A 16,305-nucleotide genomic window follows, 5' to 3' on the forward strand; every position below is an offset into this window, starting at 1 on the left:
CATGCCCGATATGACGCCGGCGACTTACTGGCGGATCGGCGCGCTCATGGTTCCCGTGCCCGGCGCGGGAGCCATGCCGGGGGCCGGCGCCATGCCCGGGGCGGGAGCCATTCCGGGTGCGGGTGCCATGCCAGGGGCCGGGGCCATGCCCGGGGCGGTGCCTGCGGGCACTTGAATCACGGTTTCGCGCAGCACACCGCCGCCCTGGACGCTACCGCGCACGTTGCTGGGCGAGGTCATCTGGGTGACGCAATTCTGGCGCTGTGCTTCCGGCAGGCGGCTGCAGCGGGCCAGCATGTTCTGCTGAAGTTGTTCAGGGCTGTCGTCCCGCAGATTCTGGCGGTTGCGCTCCTGGCGCGCCGCGCCGGCTTCGCGCAGGCAAGTGTCCAGCGGTTGGCCGGTCGTGCCGCTCTTGCAAGCCGCGACGTCCTGCTGGTAGCGCGACTGCGACGAGTCGGCGTTGCCGGCTTGCGCGTGCGCGGCGCCGGCGGCAAGCATCAGTCCGGTCGTGCACAGCATGGCGGCGAGGCGCTTCGTAGGCAGGGAAACAGAAGTCATGGTCAGCTCCTTTAGAAGAGATTGAACCCGGGCGACTCGGTCTTGCGCCGTGTCGCCCACTGACATCACTATCCCATGACCTGGCGATGGGGGACATAACCAGCGACGTGAATTCGTAAGGTTACGTTTCAACGCCAATCGGGGTCGCCCCCCCAATTCAGCGCGCGTCTTTGTCCGCTTCAGCCTTGGTGAGGCGGTTGCGATAGGTCGCGGCGCGCATCAGCAGCATGGCCGTGACGGGCGACGACACAATCAACAGCAACGTGATGATGACCTCGTGAAACACGGGCCGCGCCGACAACGCCGAGAAGACGAGGATGGAAGACGCCAGCACGCAGGCGCAGCCCATCGTGTTGCCCAGCGTGGGCGCATGGATGCGCGACTGGAACGTGCGAAAGCGCAGCAGGCCGGCCGAACCGGTCACCGCCAGCAGCCCCCCCAGCACCAGCAGGATGCAGGCCGGAATGCCGGCCCACAGCGGGATATCGACGTCCATCATGGCTCGATGACCTCGCCGCGCAGGAGAAAGCGCGCCATTGCGGTGGAGCCCACGAAACCGAACAGCGCGATCAGCAGCGCAATGTCGAAGTACACGGACGTGCCGGACCGGATGCCGAACACCAGCATCGTCAGCATGCCGTTGATGTACAGCGTGTCCAGGGCCAGGACGCGGTCCTGGGCGGTGGGGCCGCGCAACAGGCGGATGGTGGCAAACACCATGCCCAGCGCAAAGCAGAGCAAGGCAAAGGATGCCGCCCAATACAGTACGGAATTCATTCGAACATCTCCATCAACGGGCGCTCATAGCGCTGCTGCACCAGCTCGATCCACTCATGTTCGTGCTGCAGGTCAAGCACATGCAGTTTCAGGCTGTGGTCTTCGGTCAGGTCCACCCAGACGGTGCCGGGCGTATAGGTAACGATGCAGGCCAGCATCGCCAGACCATGCGGGTCGCGCATGGTGAGCGGGATCAGGATGAACCCGGGTGAGAATTCATTGCGGCGCGGATTCAGGATCAGCCGCGCCACCGCGATGTTGGACTTGATGATGTCCAGCGTCACGCGCAGGAAAAGCGGTATCACCTTCCAGAGGCGGCGCGGGCGCGCCCGCAGCGGTCGCAGGCGCGAGGCGGCCCACGTGAACCACAGCGCCAGCGCGATGCCCAGCGCGATCTGCCCCGCGGACATGCTTTCGTTGAGCACCAGCCACAGGACAAACAGCAGCGTGGGCAGGATCAGGAAGTAAAGACGGCGCATCAGCCTCCTCCCTTGACGCCGCGCACGGTCTGCGCGGACATGACGGCGTCGATGTAGGACGCGGGCTGGTCAAGCGAACGGGCCGCGTCGTCCAGGTAGGCGGACACTGGACCGGCGCCCGCGGCCAGGGTCACGCAAAGCAGCACCAGCGCCGCGACCGGACCCGCTTCGATCACGCGAAGGCGCGGCGTGCTGCGGTCGTCGCTGGCCCAGAAAATACGGATGCCGGTGCGGCCCAGGCCGATCAGGCCAGCCAGACCAGACACCAGCACGGCCGCCACGAGAATCCAGGCGTCCATGGGCGGCGCCGATTCGGTGGCCGCCGAGACGGCCGCCGACAACAGCGAGAACTTCGCGACGAAGCCGGACAGCGGCGGCAAGCCGGTCACCAGCAAGGCGCACGAAATGAAGGCCAGGCCCAGGAACGCCATCGCGGCGGGGATCGCCACGCCGACCACGTCGTCGGATCGGTTCACAGAGGTTGGATCATCCAGATCGAAGGCGTCGAGCGTAACCGCGAGCACGTTCGCGCCGAAGCTGCGGGTGCGTTCGATCAGCTCGGCCAAGAGGAAGAACGCGCCCGTCGTCAGCACCGAACTGATCAGGTAGAACAGCGCAGGACCGGTGAGCGTGACGCCCGGCATGCCCAGCGCGGTCAGCAGCGTGCCGGCCGACACGATGACGCAGTAGCCGACCATTTTTTCCAGTTGCTGGGTGGCCAGCAGCCCCAGGGCGCCGAACAGCAGCGTGGCCAGTCCGGCGGCAAACATCCAGTCCAGGCTGAAGGCCGCGGGCGCGCCCGTGGGCAACAGCAGCGAGCCGATGCGCAGCAAGGCGTAGATGCCGACCTTGGTCATGATGGAGAACATCGCCGCGACGGGCGCGCCAGCTGACCCATAGCCCTTGACCAGCCAGAAGTTGAGCGGCCAGGCGCCCGCCTTCACGAGGAACGCCACACCCAGGATGGCGGCGCCCGCTTCGAACAGCATGCGTTCGGCGCCCGTCAGATTGCCCGCGCGCAAGGCCAGGTCAGCCATGTTGAGCGTGCCCGTCACACCGTAGATCAGCGCAATGCTGATGAGCAGCAGGAACGAAGCCACGAGATTCACAGCGATGTACTGCAGGCCGGCGCTGACGCGCGCCACGCCGGACCCATGCAGCAGCAAGCCGTAGGACGCGGCCAGCAGCACCTCGAAGAACACAAACAGGTTGAACAGGTCGCCGGTCAGGAAGGCGCCATTCAGGCCCATCAGCAGGAACTGGAAGAGCGAGTGGAAATGCACGCCCGCGCGGTCCCACCGCGCCAGCGCGTAGACCAGCGTGGCCAGCCCCAGCACCGCCGTCAGCGTCAGCATGACCGCGGCCAGGCGATCAACCACCAGCACGATGCCGAACGGCGCCGGCCAATCGCCCACCAGGTAGGCCCCTACGCCGTTTTCCCAGACGCCGGGCACGCCCCCGCCTGCGACGAACAACAGGGAAATCGCGGCCGCCAATTGGGCAAGCGTGGACACAAGCGCGATGCCGCCGCGCGCGTAGCGGCTGGTGTCGGCGAGCAGCAGCATCGCCGCGCCCGCGACCAGCGGAATGATGATAGGCAGAACCGGAAGATGTTGAAGCCAGAAACTCAAGATTGGGACTCCCGTCCATCAACGTGGTCGGTACCCGTAAGGCCCCGCGAGGCGAGCAGCACAACCAGGAACAGCGCGGTGGTGGCAAAACCGATGACGATGGCGGTCAGCACCAGCGCCTGCGGCAGCGGATCCGCATACCAGGAAGGATCATGCGCCATGGCGGGATCCACCACCGGCGGCTTGCCGGAGGTGAGCCGGCCCATGCCGAAAATGAAAAGGTTGACCGCGTAGGAGACCAGCGACAGGCCCATGATGAACTGGAACGTCCGGGGCCGCAGCAGCAGCCACACGCCCGAGCCCGCCAGCACGCCGATCGCGGCTGCGTATATCAATTCCATCAGGCTTCTCCTGTTTGAGCGGCGGCCGCCTGGAGTTCGGCGGCGGCCTTGCGTTGCGCGCGCAGCGATTGGTGGGCAAGCGCCACCAGCACCAGCACGGTGGATCCCACGACCAGCATGTAGACGCCCAGGTCGAACAGCAGCACGCTGGACACGTGAACATGGCCGATCAACGGCAGCGCGACATCCCAGGCCAGCGCGGCGAGGAACGGCTTGTAGGCCAGCCACGCGCTCACCGCGGCGACGCCTGCAGACAGCAGCCCGATGCCGATCCAGTTCTGGGGATTCAGGCGGCTGCGGGATTCGACCCAGTACACCCCGCCCACCATGTATTGCAGGATGACGGAGGTGGCGAAGATGAGGCCGCCGACGAAGCCGCCGCCCGGCTGATTGTGGCCGCGCAAGAGGAAGTACACGGAAATCAGCGCGGCAACCGGCAGCAGCAGGCGCACCAGCACGGCCGGCACCATCATCGAGCCCGCGGGCACCACCGACTTGATGTCGGGCGCGTCGGGGATGCCGCCGTCCTGGTCCATCTGCTGGCGCGGAATGTCCGCGCTCTCGGCGGCCGGGCGGAACCGGCGCAGCAGCGCGTAGACAGTCAGCGCCACGATGCCCAGCACGGTGATTTCGCCAAACGTATCGAAACCGCGGAAGTCCACGAGGATCACGTTGACCACGTTGGTGCCGCCGCCGTCGGGCAGCGCCCTGTCCACGAAGTAGGACGAAATGGGATTGGTCTGGGGCCGCGCCAGCACCGAATAGGCCAGCGCCGACATGCCCGTGCCGGCCGCCACCGCCAGCAGCAGGTCGCGCAGGCGGCGCCCGCGCGCCAGCACCGTGGCCTTCAGGCTTTCTTCGTCGTCCCGCACGATGCGCCGCGGCAGCCAGCGCAAGCCCAGGAGCAGCAGCACCACCGTCACGACTTCGACGGACAACTGGGTCAGGGCCAGATCGGGCGCGGAGAACCAGACAAAGGTCAGGCAGGTGATGAGCCCTGCCCCGCCGGCCAGCGCCAGCGAGGCCAGGCGGTGGTACTTGGCCTGGAACGCGGCGGCGAGCGCGCAGGTGCCGCCTACGATCCACAGCAGCGCGAACACCGGATCGACGGGCGTCAGGCGCACCGCGCCGTCCAGCCAGCCGCCCGCGCGCAGCGGCAGCCACGCGACGAACAGCGTGCCGACCACGATCAGCACCATCTGCACCTGCAGGCGCGTGGACGACACCCACCGCAACAGCCAAGCGGCGGCAACGCTGGAACCGTCCAGCAGCGCCTCGAACGTGCGGCGGCCATCCAGGCGGTAGATGAACGGCACGCGGCCCGGATTGGCGCGCTGATGGGCACGCAGGGCCAGGTAAAGCAACACGCCGGCCGTGGTGGCGACCAGGCTCATGGCGAGCGGCAGATTGAAGCCATGCCAGACGGCCAGGCTGTAATCGGGCATGTTCTCGCCCAGGATGCTTTGCGCCGCGGTGGCCAGGAACGGACCCACGGTCAGGCTGGGGACGATGCCGACCAGCAGGCACATGAGGACCAGCAGCGCGCTGGGCAGCAGCATCCAGCGCGGCGGTTCGTGCGGTTCGCGAGGCAGGTCGGTGGCCGGCGGGCCGAAGAACACCTGCAGGATGAAGCGCAGCGAGTACGCCACGCTGAACGCGCCGGCAATCGTGGCCAAGAGCGGCAGGCCAAGCTGCACGTAGCGGTCGGCGCTGACGAAGGTGGTTTCGGCAAAGAACATTTCCTTGGACAGGAAGCCGTTCAACAGCGGCACGCCCGCCATCGAGGCGGCGGCCACCATCGCCAGCGTGGCGGTGATGGGCATCGCCTTGTACAGGCCGGACAGCCTGCCCAGGTCGCGGGTGCCGGTTTCGTGGTCGACCACGCCCGCCGCCATGAAGAGCGAGGCCTTGAACGTGGCGTGGTTGATCATGTGGAAGATGGCCGCCACCAGCGCCAGGGTGCTGTTCAGGCCCAGCAGCAACGTGATGAGCCCCAGGTGGCTGATCGTGGAGTAGGCCAGCACCCCTTTCATGTCCTGCTGGAAAATGGCTGCGTAAGCGCCCAGCACCAGGGTGATGAGCCCAAGGCCGCCGATGATCCAGAACCATTCGTCCGTGCCCGACAGCACGGGCCAGAAGCGCGCCAGCAGGAAGACGCCCGCTTTGACCATCGTTGCCGAATGCAGGTAGGCCGACACCGGCGTGGGCGCGGCCATGGCATTGGGCAGCCAGAAATGGAATGGGAACTGCGCGCTTTTGGTCAGCGCGCCCAGCGCCACCAGCACCAGCACGGCCGGATACCAGGGGTCGGCCCGGACCAGGTCGCCCGACGCCAGGACGCGATCCAGGTCATAGCTGCCGACGATGTGGCCCAGGATCAGCACCCCGGCCAGCAGACAGAGACCGCCCGCCCCGGTGACCGTTAGCGCCATGCGGGCGCCCCGGCGCGCGTCCAGGCGATGGTGCCAGTAGGCGATCAGCATGAAGGACGCCAGGCTGGTCATTTCCCAGAACAGCACGAGCTGGATCAGGTTGCCCGAGAGCACCACGCCCAGCATGGCGGCCATGAAGGCTTGAAAGAAGGAGAAGAAGCGCGGCACCGGGTCTTCGGGCGACATGTAATAGCGCGCATACAGCACTACCAGCGCGCCCATGCCCGAGACGATCAGCGCGAACAGCCAGGCGTAGCCGTCCATGCGCAGGGTGAATTGCAGTCCGAGGGCGGGCGCCCAAGGAATGTCGGCCCGTATGACGCCGCCGTTGGCGACGTCGGGATACAGGGTCGCGATCAGAACCACGCAGACGAGGGCGATGAGGCCAGCCAGCCACGCCTCGGCGTTGCGGGCGTTGGAAGGCAGCAGCGCGGCGCACAGGCTGCCGGCGAACGGCAGAGCGAGGATCAGGATCAGCGACATGGCGTTCCGAAAATGTCCGGGCCCCCTCCCGCCAGCGCAAGGCAGCGAGAGACGAAACAGACCGGGGATTGAAAAACGGACGGAACCCTGGCCCGGTGCGTCGCTGCACTACACGTTGCCCCGTGGGGACATCAACCAACGCCAATTGAACGGCGCAGACAGAAACAAACGCAATAGCTTTCTTGCAAGACCGGGCAAGAATCTCATCCGAAAAATATCAGATTCTTGTAAGTTATGCAGAGATTTATGTGAGTAATCAGCTAATGACAGCAAGATGACTGCGCAGCATTTGCGCACTGAAAGCGTATCGAAAGGCGCTCAACTGGCTGTCAGACACACTTTTTCCTGTAACTTCATCCATCTTCGCGGAAATGGAAAACGTCTGAAAATTTTTGCCTTTCATCATGACAGGGACAATCCCAAGTTGACCGTGGGGACATACCTGTGTGGAATTGCGGCCACGAGGCGTGGGCTTGCCGGCACCCCCCGGCATGCGCGCTTCACCGAAGCCGGTCCAAGAAGCCGGCCGGCTCGGAACAACAATATGGAGAAGACTCTTGAACGTGTTGTCACATGCCAAAGCCGCCCTGGCCCTTGCCATCGCCGGCGTCTGCTTGACCTCCGCCGCTCAGGCCGCCGATCCCTACCCCAATAAACCCATCCGGCTGATCGTTCCGTTCGCCGCGGGCGGCACGACCGATATCGTGGCCCGCGTGGTGGCTGAAGGCCTGGGCCGTGAGCTCGGCCAGCCCGTGGTCGTTGAAAACCGGGGCGGCGGTGGCGGCTCCATCGGCGCCGACGCCGTGGTGCGCTCCGCGCCCGACGGCTACACGCTGGGCGTGGCCACGGTGAGCACCATGGCCACCAATCCGGCCACCAATCCCAAGAACCCGTACAACCCGCTCAAGGACTTTGCGCCGATCACCAACATGGTGAACGTGCCCAACGTCATGACGGTCAACCCCAGCGTGCCCGCCAAGACGCTGGCTGAATTCATCACCCTCCTGAAAAACAACCCCGGCAAGTACAGCTATGCCTCGTCGGGCGCGGGCGGCATCAGCCACCTGGACGGCGAACTGTTCAAGTCGCTGACCAAGACCGACATGGTCCACGTGCCCTACCGCGGATCGGGCCCGGCGCTGAACGACGTCATCGCCGGCCAGGTCAATGTGCAGTTCGACAACCTGCCCTCCTCGATGCCGCACATCCAGGCGGGCAAGCTGCGCGCGCTGGCCGTGGCGGCACCCAAGCGCCTGCCCGCCCTGCCCGACGTGCCGACGTTCGCCGAAGGCGGCCTGCCCGACATGGACAACATGGCGTGGTACGGCCTGGTGGCGCCCGCCGGCACGCCGCAAGCGGTGATCGACCGCGTCCACGCCGCGGCGGTCAAGGCGCTGAAGGATCCGAAGATCGCCCAGCGCCTGGCCGACGGCGGCTCGCTGGTGGACGGCAACACGCCGGCCGAATACGCCGCGCAGATCAAGCGCGAACTTGAACTGCGCCAGCGCATCGCCAAGGACCGCAACATCGTCCTGACGAACTGATAACCCAGTTCGACATGAAGGGCGCCAACGCCGCTTGGCGCCCTTTTTCGCATCCTGCGCCGCTTGACGGCAATTGCCCGGGTGGTAGCATCTGCCCCGTGCAATCCGACATATCCTCCCTCCCCTGCGTCACCTGCGCCCTCTGCGCCCTGCGCTCAACGCTGTTGAGTTCGCAGGAGGTCGCCGCGCGTTCCGCTTACGCGCGGTCCAAGCCCGGCTAATCGCCCGCCTTTCCCCTTTCTGATTTCCTTGCTCCGGCCCGTTGCCGGCTGCCTGCGCACATCCACGCGCGCCGCAGCCTGAAACCGGCCGGCGGGCGCACTGCCGCGTGGCGGGCGCCCGTCCCCATTTCGCCTGCGCACGCCTTCACGAGAGCTGGCGCGGCGGCCACGCACCGTCTTCGATTCAGCGCCATGCAACTCACCAAGAAATTCGTCAAAGCCAAGAACCCCTGCGCGGGCGGCTACAAATGGTTCCTTCGCGACCACAACGGCCAGGGGGATTACCAGGCCGTGCTCGACGCGCTCGTCGCCGACGGCCGCGTCGGCGATGCCTGCTGGCTGCTGGATCAGTTCGGCCCGACCGACGCCGTGCTGCGCCTGGACACGCTGGACGCGAACGCCATCGTGTTCGCGGGGACGCTGGAAGTGCGAATGGGCATCAACGTGGATACGGTGGTGCGCGCCGGCCGCAGCATTGTCACGGGCGGCGGCATCCGGGCGGGCGAATCGATCGTCGCGGGCGAGAACATCACGGCCGGCGGCAACATCGCCAGCGCAGGCAACCTGCGGGCGGGCGGCGACGTGGCAGCCGACTGGGGCATCGAGACAGCCACCCGCCTGGACTGCGCCGGCAACCTGCGCGCCAAGTGGGACATCTGCGCAGGCCAGGATCTGGCCGTGACCGGCCACCTGCACGCCGGCCAGGACATCAGCGCGCAAGGCGCCATCAAATGCGGGCAAGGCATCAAGGCGGGCGGCAGCGTCCGCGCGGATCAGGAAATCCAAGCTGCCTGCGGAATACAGGCAGGCGGATCCATCCAGTGCGGCGATCATCTTGCCTGCGGGTGGGGCTTGATCGCCGGCGAGGACATCCGCGCCGAAGGCGCCATCCGGGCGGGTGAAGGCGTGCACGCGGCGGGCATCATCGAGGCCGGCCCGGGACACGGCGTCTATGCCGGCCTGAGCGTGCGGCTGGACGCGTGGGACCTGTGCGCGCGGGTCGTGGCGCAGACGCGGCCTGCTCAGCTCGTGAGCGGTCATTGGGCGGGGCCGGACGGCGCGCTTGACGCGCCCGCGACGGACACCGCACCGCCTTGGAACGGCTGGATGGACGTCGGCGCGGCAAACGGCACGGTTCCGGGCGGCGGCCCGCGCGCCTGAAAGCCGTGCCAGCGCCTGCCGAGGGTGCTATCGCTGCTGCCCCTGATCGTTCCCCGACGCCGGATGGCGCAGGACGAGCATCAGCCCCGCCAGGATCGCGGCCATGCCCGCCATGCTGAGCGCCGGCAGGCGATTGCCCAGGATCAGGTAGTCCAGCGCGGCCGTGCCCACCGGCACCAGGTAGAACAGGCTGGTCACGTTGACGAGGTTGCCCGCCTGGATCATGCGGTAAAAAAGCAGCGTGGCGCCCACCGAGATCACAAGGCCCATCCAGATCAGCGGCACGATAAAGCCGACGCTCCAATCGGCGTGCAGCGGCTGGAAAGGCGCAAACAGCAGGCACAGCACGAGGCTGACCGCGTACTGCAATGGCATCACCTCCATTGGCGCCTGCCGGACGCGCTTTTGCAGCAAGGCGCCGCCCGTCATGCTGGCCAGCGCGGCGCAGGCGTAGGCGATGCCTGCCACGGACAAGCGTGTCAGCGCGATGCTTTGATACACCACCAGCACCAACCCGGCCAGCGCCAGGCAAAGCCCTGCCAGACGCGCCGGGGCATAGCGGCGCTCGGTCAGCGCCAGCGTCAGGATGGGTTGCGCGCCAAGCAACGTGGCCAGCACGCCCGGCGTCACGCCGTGATCCAGCGCGAGCAAATAGCAGATGGAGTAACTGCCGATCAGCAGCGCGCCCGTCGCGGCCACCTGAATTCGCGTGCCGCGCTGGGGCAGCCATCGCCGGCGGGGTGCGCAGATCAGGAGCAGCGCCACCAACGCAAGCAGGAAGCGGCACAACAGGAATCCAAAGGCGGAGGCGTGCGACAGCCCCCATTTTGCGAAGATCGCGCCGCCGCTCCACAGCAGCACGAACAAGGTGGTGGACGCGCGGGCAGTCCACACGCTTCGGTTGATGGACATGAGAAATCACCTGTCTGAATGGCAACAGACTCCAGCCCGGCGCGCGATGACACGCGCTCTCGGGCGCGCGCTGCTCAGACGGCAGACGTCATGCGGCTTGCGGCGCGGCGCGAGGGGTCAGGCGGGAGAAGGGAAAGCGGCAGGTCAGCCGACGACGGCCGACACGGGGCCGTGCACAGCCAACCCTGGCGGGCACACGCCCGACACGACACCGCTGGGCGGCGAGGCGGGCGGCGGCGGCGCCGCGTTCTTGACAGGAGAGACTGCCGGGGGAGAACCGGCAGAGAAGAAAGCCGGCACGCGTGCGCAGGCAAGACCGGCGCGGACGGCGCGGGCAAGCATGGCGAGAGGCGTGTGATCAGGCATCGGGGCAGCCTACCGGCCGCGGCCCGAAGCGTCAAGCGTTGGCGTGGGTCTTGGCGTAAGCGTTGGCGTTGGAATCAACGCCAACGCGCCCCGCCGCTATCCGATCCGGCGCTGCTCCACGCCCATGTCCCGCCATGCCTCGCCGTGGCAGGTGAACATGAGGATCTGGTGCCGGGTGGCGGCGTCAAAGAGCGCCCGCTTCATGAAGTCGCGACGCGCGTCGTCGGTGTGCACCAGCGCATCGTCCAGCAGCAGCAACGTGGGCCGGCCGGCCTCGCGCAGCAGATCCGCGTAGGCAAAGCGCGCCAGGATGCCAAGTTGCTCGCGCGTGCCGAAGCTGAGCGCCTCCAGCAGATCCTCGCCGTCGCCGCGGCGCAGCGCCGTGGGCAACAGCGCATCGTCCAGTCGCAGCGCGGCGTCGGGAAAGAGCAGCGCCAGATAGTGGTTGAGCCGCCGGGCAAGCGGCGCCTGCAGGCGCTGCGTGGCCGCGGCGCGTTTGTCGGCCAGCAGCTTTTGCAGCAGGTCCAGCGCGGCGGCGCGCCGCGCGAACTCGTCGCGGCGCCGTTGCAGGCGCTCGCAGGCCGCCTGCATTTCGGACAGGCGTTCGCCCAGTCCCTGCGCCCCGGCCTGATCCAGCTTGCCCTGCAACTGCAGGATGTCGCCGTGGCGCTTGTGCTGCGCATCGCGTTCAATGGCGGCGGATTTCTCGAACCGCTGCACGTCCTGCTCGGCCAGTTCGGGCCGGTGTTCGGCCAGCGCGGCACGGGCCTCGCGCACGCGCGCATCGAGCTGGTCGTGGGCGCTACGCACTTCAGCGAGCCGGCCGGCGCGCGCCTGCCGTTGGGCCACGCGTTCAGCGGACTGCAATTCGGCGCCCCGGGCAGTCGCCTGCCCTTCCAGCAACTGGGCGCGGGCCGTGTCGGCGTCCAGCGCGCGCTGCGCATCGGCAACCGCCTTTTCTGCCTGGGCCGCGACGGCTTCGGCTTCGCGCAGCGCCTGAATGGCGTCCGGCAGGCCATCATCGTCTGCGCCGGCAGTACCGATCAGAGCGCCATCGTCCAGATCCTGTGCGGGCGGCAGCTTGGACAGCCGTTCCTGCAACTGCGCCAGACGCGCCAGCGCTTCGTCGCGCTGCGTGCGCAGCGCATCCACGCCGCGCGGCGCGTGAATGCTCAGGGTTTTGCGCATGCCGTCCAGCTCGCGCTGCAACGCGGTGTAGCGGGCGTGGCGTTGCTCGGCGTCAGTCAGCGTGTCGACGCCCACCCGCTTGAGCAACACGGCACATGCCGACTCCGCGCGCGCCAGGTCACGCTGCAGGGCCGGCAGATCCTGCCCGCCGGGTTCGATCTGCAGGCGGCCCACGCCGGGCAGGTCGAGTTCGGCCGCGGCTGTCAGCAGGACCTCGCCCGAGCCGCTGACCGCCTTGCCATCGAGCAAAGCTTGCGCGCCGGCATCGAGCCGATAGCGCAGGCGGGTGGCCACGGCCTGTTGCTGCAATTGCAGATTGCCCAGTTCGCGGCTGGCCTTGCGCAGGGCTTCGATTTCGGCGTCGGAGATCTCCAGGCGCACGGTCTCGGTCTTGAGCGCGGATCCTTGTTCGATGAGGTGGGTGACCGCGATCAGGGCGGTGTCCAGGCGTTCGATCTCGGGCGTGAGCTGCGCCAGCTGGCGGTCCAGATCCCGGCGGTCGGCTTGCGCCTGAAGCTGCGCCACGCGACGGCGCGCGGCCTCCAGGGCGGCCGCATGCGACTGCCGCTGCTGCTGGGCGCGCACCAGCGGCTCCTGCATTGCCTGTACATGGGCGTGCGCGGCGCGCGCATCGCGCAGCAGCGACTGGTAGTCGGCTTCGTCCTGCTGATCGCGCCGGACCTGGTCCTGCAGCAGCGCAAGCGTCTGCGCTGCCTGCGCCTGCTCGCGTTGCAACCCGTCGAAGGCTTCACGCTCCTTGGCCAGCGCGGCCAGCCGTGCGCGGGCCTGCACAGCCTTGGTCTCGAAATCCTTCCAGGGCTGCTCGGCCTGCGCGCGTTCATGATCCCGCCGCAACTCGGCCAGGCGGTCGACGTCGGCGTTCAGTTGCGCCATGGCCTGCGCGCACGCATCGCGATCGGACGTGGCGCGCGCAAGCGCGTCCTCGGCTTCCTTGTAGCTGCCCTTGGGCCGGCCGTTGCGCGCGTCCAGCAACGCGGCGCGCTCAGCCGAGACGCGGTCGAACAGACGATCGCCGTCGCTGGAGGCCAGCTCGCCGGAGAGCTGCGTCAAGGCATCGCGCAGATGCGAGCCGGCGTAGCCCGCAGCTTCGTGCAGGTTCTGGCCGTCGCCCTGGCGTATCCAGAGCAGGCCCGGCACGCCGGCCAGGTCGGGTTTGCTCTGGCCGCGTCCGGGCAGTTCAAAGCCCAGCAAGACCGCCAGCGCGTTTTCGGCCTCTTCGCCGTCCAGCCGCTGCGCGCCGTCGTCGACGACGAGTTCGCAGCGGGCCTTGGACAGGAACTGCTTTTTCAGTACATAGGCGTGATCCGCGTGCGTGAAGGCCAGCTCCACGCTGGGGCGCGCGCCCGACTCGCCGTGCGGCGCCAAGTCGGCGACCTTGCTGGTGCTGTAGCGTTCAAGGAACGCGGCACGGATGGCGGCGGCAATCGTGCTCTTGCCGGCCTCGTTGGGGCCGACAAAGAGGTTCAGGCCGTCTTGCAGATTGTCCAGCGACAACGGCTGGCGGAACTTGCGGAATTCTTCGAGGGCGATGCGGGAGATCTTCATTTGGCGGCTCCCGGCGCAGCGGTTTCACGCTGGAAGCGCAGCAGCAGGCGCAAGGCCTCGCTGGCGACGGCGGACTGGTCGTCTTCGGCCTGCGTTGCCTGTGTTGCCTGCAGCGCCTGCAGTTGCGCGGCGACCTCGCCCACATAGCCGCTGGCGCGCAATTGCGCCAGGTCGGCCTCGTCGGGTTCGAGCCGCACGCCCGACAGATCCGGCAGCAAGGCCCGCACCTGCGCGGCGGCTTCGCCTACCGCCTTTTGCAGCGCGTCCCAGGTTTCAAGGTTGACGTGGCCCTGCACATCCAGGCGCAACACATCGTCGGCGCGCAGCGCCGCCATGCGCTCGGCCAGCGCTTGCGCGTCCGACGAGAGGCTGAGCGTTTCGGTCCAGGCCGACCAGCGGTACCGGCCCGTGGCGATGCGTTCAACCAAGGGCGCCATGCCGGGCGCGCCGATCTGCACGTCAAGCACGTAGCCGGGCTCGTTGCCCCTGAAACGGTCCTGTTCGGGCGTGCCGGCATACCAGGTACGGGCGTCGATGGACAGGCAACCGTGCCAATCGCCCAGCGCCAGGTAATCCAGACTGGCGCGGTCCGCGCGATCGGGCGCGATGGGGTTGGTGGCGTCGATCGTGTCGGGCAGGCGGCCGGCAACGCTGCCGTGCGCCAGGCCCACGCGGATGCGCCCGGCTGGCGTTTCCAGCGTGTCGAAGGCCTGCGTGACGTCGTCGTAGGTATGGCGCTGCGTGAGCGGGGCCGCAAGCACGGCGAGGTTGGCCTGCGGCAGATCCACGACGCTGGTGACAAGCGGGACATGCACGTTGGCGGGAATGCAGCCCAGCTGCATGGCGCGGCTCCAGACGCTGTCGGCCAGCGCGGCATCGTGGTTGCCCGCGATCATGACCCACGGCCCTGTGTAGGCAGACATGGCGGTAAAAAGCCGGCGAATGGTGCGATCCGAGACCGCTTGCGTGTCGAAGACGTCTCCGGCGACCAGCACGGCGTCCACACGGCGCTCGGCGGCCAGGGTGGCGATGCGGGCCACGACCTCGAAGCGGGCCTCGGCCAGCATGGCGGCATCGTCGGTTTCAAACTGGCCGTACTGACGGCCGATCTGCCAATCGGCAGTGTGCAGGAAATGGGTCATGCGGCGATTTTGGCATAAAGCGGCGGGCCTTCCTGGCCCTCGCCGTGCTCAATTCAGCACACACAAAAAGACGCGGGCCGCATCGAAGCGGCCCGTCGGGGTGTGCGCCGCCAGCGGCGCGGTGGGCGGATCAGGCGCCCTTGCCGTCCAGCACCAGTTGCTGACGGGAAGCGGCGCGCCGGTCGTAGCGCGACAGGCCAAGCCCGTCGGTGCTGATCGCGGGACGCTGGCCCATGACGAGGTCGGCGACCAGCTTGCCGGAACCGCAAGCCATGGTCCAACCCAGGGTGCCGTGGCCCGTGTTCAGATAGAGGTTGCCGTAGCGCGTGGCGCCGACAACCGGCGTGCTGTCCGGCGTCATGGGACGCAGGCCCGTCCAGAACTCGGCCTGGGCCACGTGACCGCTGCCCGGGAAAAGGTCGTTGACGACCAGTTCCAGCGTCTTGCGGCGGGCGTCCTTCAGGCGCAGGTCAAAGCCGGACAGTTCCGCCATGCCGCCCACGCGGATCCGCTGGTCAAAGCGCGTGACGGCGACCTTGTAGGTCTCGTCCAGAACGGTCGACACCGGCGCGGCGGCCTCGTCCTTCATGGGGATGGTCAGTGAATAGCCCTTGACCGGATACACCGGCAGGTCCAGTCCCAGGGGTTCCAGGAAACCGCGGGTGTAGCTGCCGAAGGCCGCCACGTAGCGGTCGGCCGTCAGGACCTCGTTGCCCACGCGCACGCCGGTGATCTGGCCGCCGGCCGTGTTCAGCCCCGTGACGCTTTGCCCAAAGCGGAATTCCACGCCCAGCTCGGCCGCCATGTCGGCCAGCCGGCGGGTGAAGAGCTGGCAGTCGCCGGTTTCGTCGTTGGGCAGGCGCAGACCGCCGGAAAGCTTGTGGGCGGAATTGGCCAGCGCGGGTTCGGCCGTCACGAGGCGGTGGCGGTCCAGGAGTTCGTAGGGGACGCCCACCTCTTCGAGCACGGCGATGTCGCGGCGCGCGGCCTCCATCTGGGCGTCGGTACGAAACAGCTGCAGCGTGCCCCGGGCGCGTTCTTCATAGTGGATGCCGGTGGAAGCGCGCAATTCGCGCAGGCAGTCGCGGCTGTACTCGGACAGGCGCAGCATGCGTTCCTTGTTGACGGCATAGCGGTCGGCCGAGCAGTTGGCCAGCATGGCGGCCATCCACTTCAGCTGATACAGGCTGCCGTCCAGGCGGATCGCCAAGGGCGCGTGCTTTTGAAACAGCCATTTGATCGCCTTGAGCGGAATGCCGGGCGCTGCCCACGGGGTGGAATAGCCGGGCGAGACCTGTCCGGCATTGGCGTAGCTCGTTTCCTGCGCAGCCGCGGGCTGGCGGTCCAGCACGGTCACTTTGGCGCCCTGCCGGGCCAGGTAATAGGCAGTGGTGGTGCCGATGACGCCGCTGCCAAGGACGATCACATGCATGATTCTTTCCGATAGTTGGTTTTGCCTGGGAATTTCGGTAGTCTATGACCCCTTCGACAGTGAAAAACACTG

Annotated in this window: 13 protein-coding genes; 2 read left to right on the forward strand and 11 right to left on the reverse strand. The window is 67.6% G+C overall.

Features of this window, described 5'->3' with window-relative positions:
• Positions 1-24: 24 nt before the first annotated feature.
• From HV786_RS25120 to HV786_RS25150, 7 genes are all read right to left on the reverse strand, one after another.
• On the reverse strand, positions 25-558 hold the full coding sequence (locus tag HV786_RS25120; protein ID WP_158216733.1) for a hypothetical protein: 534 nt from the start codon (positions 556-558) through the stop codon (positions 25-27).
• Positions 559-715: 157 nt separating this feature from the next.
• A complete protein-coding gene (gene mnhG, locus HV786_RS25125) occupies positions 716-1,057 on the reverse strand; it encodes a monovalent cation/H(+) antiporter subunit G (protein WP_056317327.1) in 342 nt (113 codons plus the stop codon).
• Positions 1,054-1,335, reverse strand: a complete 282-nt coding sequence (locus HV786_RS25130; protein WP_056317324.1) for a K+/H+ antiporter subunit F — start codon at positions 1,333-1,335, stop codon at positions 1,054-1,056. Before HV786_RS25130 ends, mnhG begins: the two co-directional genes overlap by 4 nt.
• Positions 1,332-1,814, reverse strand: coding sequence for a Na+/H+ antiporter subunit E (locus tag HV786_RS25135; protein ID WP_175211988.1), 483 nt, complete (start codon positions 1,812-1,814; stop codon positions 1,332-1,334). The genes HV786_RS25130 and HV786_RS25135 overlap by 4 nt, the downstream gene beginning before the upstream one ends.
• Positions 1,814-3,445, reverse strand: coding sequence for a monovalent cation/H+ antiporter subunit D (locus HV786_RS25140; protein WP_128829447.1), 1,632 nt, complete (start codon positions 3,443-3,445; stop codon positions 1,814-1,816). Before HV786_RS25140 ends, HV786_RS25135 begins: the two co-directional genes overlap by 1 nt.
• Positions 3,442-3,786, reverse strand: a complete 345-nt coding sequence (locus tag HV786_RS25145) for a Na+/H+ antiporter subunit C (RefSeq protein ID WP_056317316.1) — start codon at positions 3,784-3,786, stop codon at positions 3,442-3,444. The genes HV786_RS25140 and HV786_RS25145 overlap by 4 nt, the downstream gene beginning before the upstream one ends.
• Positions 3,786-6,701 carry a monovalent cation/H+ antiporter subunit A gene (locus HV786_RS25150; RefSeq protein WP_175211989.1) on the reverse strand — a complete coding sequence of 972 codons (2,916 nt, stop codon included), beginning with the start codon at positions 6,699-6,701 and terminating at the stop codon, positions 3,786-3,788. The genes HV786_RS25145 and HV786_RS25150 overlap by 1 nt, the downstream gene beginning before the upstream one ends.
• A 557-nt stretch (positions 6,702-7,258) precedes the next feature.
• Between HV786_RS25150 and HV786_RS25155 the strand changes: the two genes are divergently transcribed.
• On the forward strand, positions 7,259-8,245 hold the full coding sequence (locus HV786_RS25155) for a Bug family tripartite tricarboxylate transporter substrate binding protein (RefSeq protein WP_063955899.1): 987 nt from the start codon (positions 7,259-7,261) through the stop codon (positions 8,243-8,245).
• Positions 8,246-8,658: 413 nt separating this feature from the next.
• Positions 8,659-9,627, forward strand: a complete 969-nt coding sequence (locus HV786_RS25160) for a hypothetical protein (protein WP_254599516.1) — start codon at positions 8,659-8,661, stop codon at positions 9,625-9,627.
• A 27-nt stretch (positions 9,628-9,654) separates the two neighbouring features.
• Here the strand turns inward: HV786_RS25160 and HV786_RS25165 are convergent, their stop codons facing one another.
• The 4 genes from HV786_RS25165 to HV786_RS25180 all read right to left on the reverse strand — a co-directional run bounded on the left by HV786_RS25165 (position 9,655) and on the right by HV786_RS25180 (position 16,233).
• Positions 9,655-10,539 carry a DMT family transporter gene (locus HV786_RS25165; RefSeq protein WP_128829951.1) on the reverse strand — a complete coding sequence of 295 codons (885 nt, stop codon included), beginning with the start codon at positions 10,537-10,539 and terminating at the stop codon, positions 9,655-9,657.
• Positions 10,540-11,001: 462 nt separating this feature from the next.
• Entirely contained in the window at positions 11,002-13,659 is a 2,658-nt protein-coding gene (locus tag HV786_RS25170) for an AAA family ATPase (protein ID WP_175211990.1), read from the reverse strand.
• Positions 13,656-14,801 carry a metallophosphoesterase family protein gene (locus tag HV786_RS25175; protein ID WP_128829449.1) on the reverse strand — a complete coding sequence of 382 codons (1,146 nt, stop codon included), beginning with the start codon at positions 14,799-14,801 and terminating at the stop codon, positions 13,656-13,658. The genes HV786_RS25170 and HV786_RS25175 overlap by 4 nt, the downstream gene beginning before the upstream one ends.
• A gap of 130 nt (positions 14,802-14,931) precedes the next feature.
• Positions 14,932-16,233: a D-amino acid dehydrogenase gene (locus HV786_RS25180; RefSeq protein WP_128829450.1), complete on the reverse strand. Its 1,302-nt coding sequence runs from the start codon at positions 16,231-16,233 to the stop codon at positions 14,932-14,934.
• Positions 16,234-16,305: the final 72 nt, after the last annotated feature.

The organism is Achromobacter mucicolens (genome assembly GCF_902859725.1).
Lineage (GTDB): Bacteria > Pseudomonadota > Gammaproteobacteria > Burkholderiales > Burkholderiaceae_B > Achromobacter > Achromobacter mucicolens.

Bases quoted from the DNA above. Each gene is read 5' to 3' on its own strand.
- HV786_RS25120 (WP_158216733.1), bottom strand. From the start codon at position 558: ATGACTTCTGTTTCCCTGCCTACGAAGCGCCTCGCCGCCATGCTGTGC.
- mnhG (WP_056317327.1), bottom strand. From the start codon at position 1,057: ATGATGGACGTCGATATCCCGCTGTGGGCCGGCATTCCGGCCTGCATC.
- HV786_RS25130 (WP_056317324.1), bottom strand. From the start codon at position 1,335: ATGAATTCCGTACTGTATTGGGCGGCATCCTTTGCCTTGCTCTGCTTT.
- HV786_RS25135 (WP_175211988.1), bottom strand. From the start codon at position 1,814: ATGCGCCGTCTTTACTTCCTGATCCTGCCCACGCTGCTGTTTGTCCTG.
- HV786_RS25145 (WP_056317316.1), bottom strand. From the start codon at position 3,786: ATGGAATTGATATACGCAGCCGCGATCGGCGTGCTGGCGGGCTCGGGC.
- HV786_RS25150 (WP_175211989.1), bottom strand. From the start codon at position 6,701: ATGTCGCTGATCCTGATCCTCGCTCTGCCGTTCGCCGGCAGCCTGTGC.
- HV786_RS25160 (WP_254599516.1), top strand. From the start codon at position 8,659: ATGCAACTCACCAAGAAATTCGTCAAAGCCAAGAACCCCTGCGCGGGC.
- HV786_RS25165 (WP_128829951.1), bottom strand. From the start codon at position 10,539: ATGTCCATCAACCGAAGCGTGTGGACTGCCCGCGCGTCCACCACCTTG.
- HV786_RS25170 (WP_175211990.1), bottom strand. From the start codon at position 13,659: ATGAAGATCTCCCGCATCGCCCTCGAAGAATTCCGCAAGTTCCGCCAG.
- HV786_RS25175 (WP_128829449.1), bottom strand. From the start codon at position 14,801: ATGACCCATTTCCTGCACACTGCCGATTGGCAGATCGGCCGTCAGTAC.
- HV786_RS25180 (WP_128829450.1), bottom strand. From the start codon at position 16,233: ATGCATGTGATCGTCCTTGGCAGCGGCGTCATCGGCACCACCACTGCC.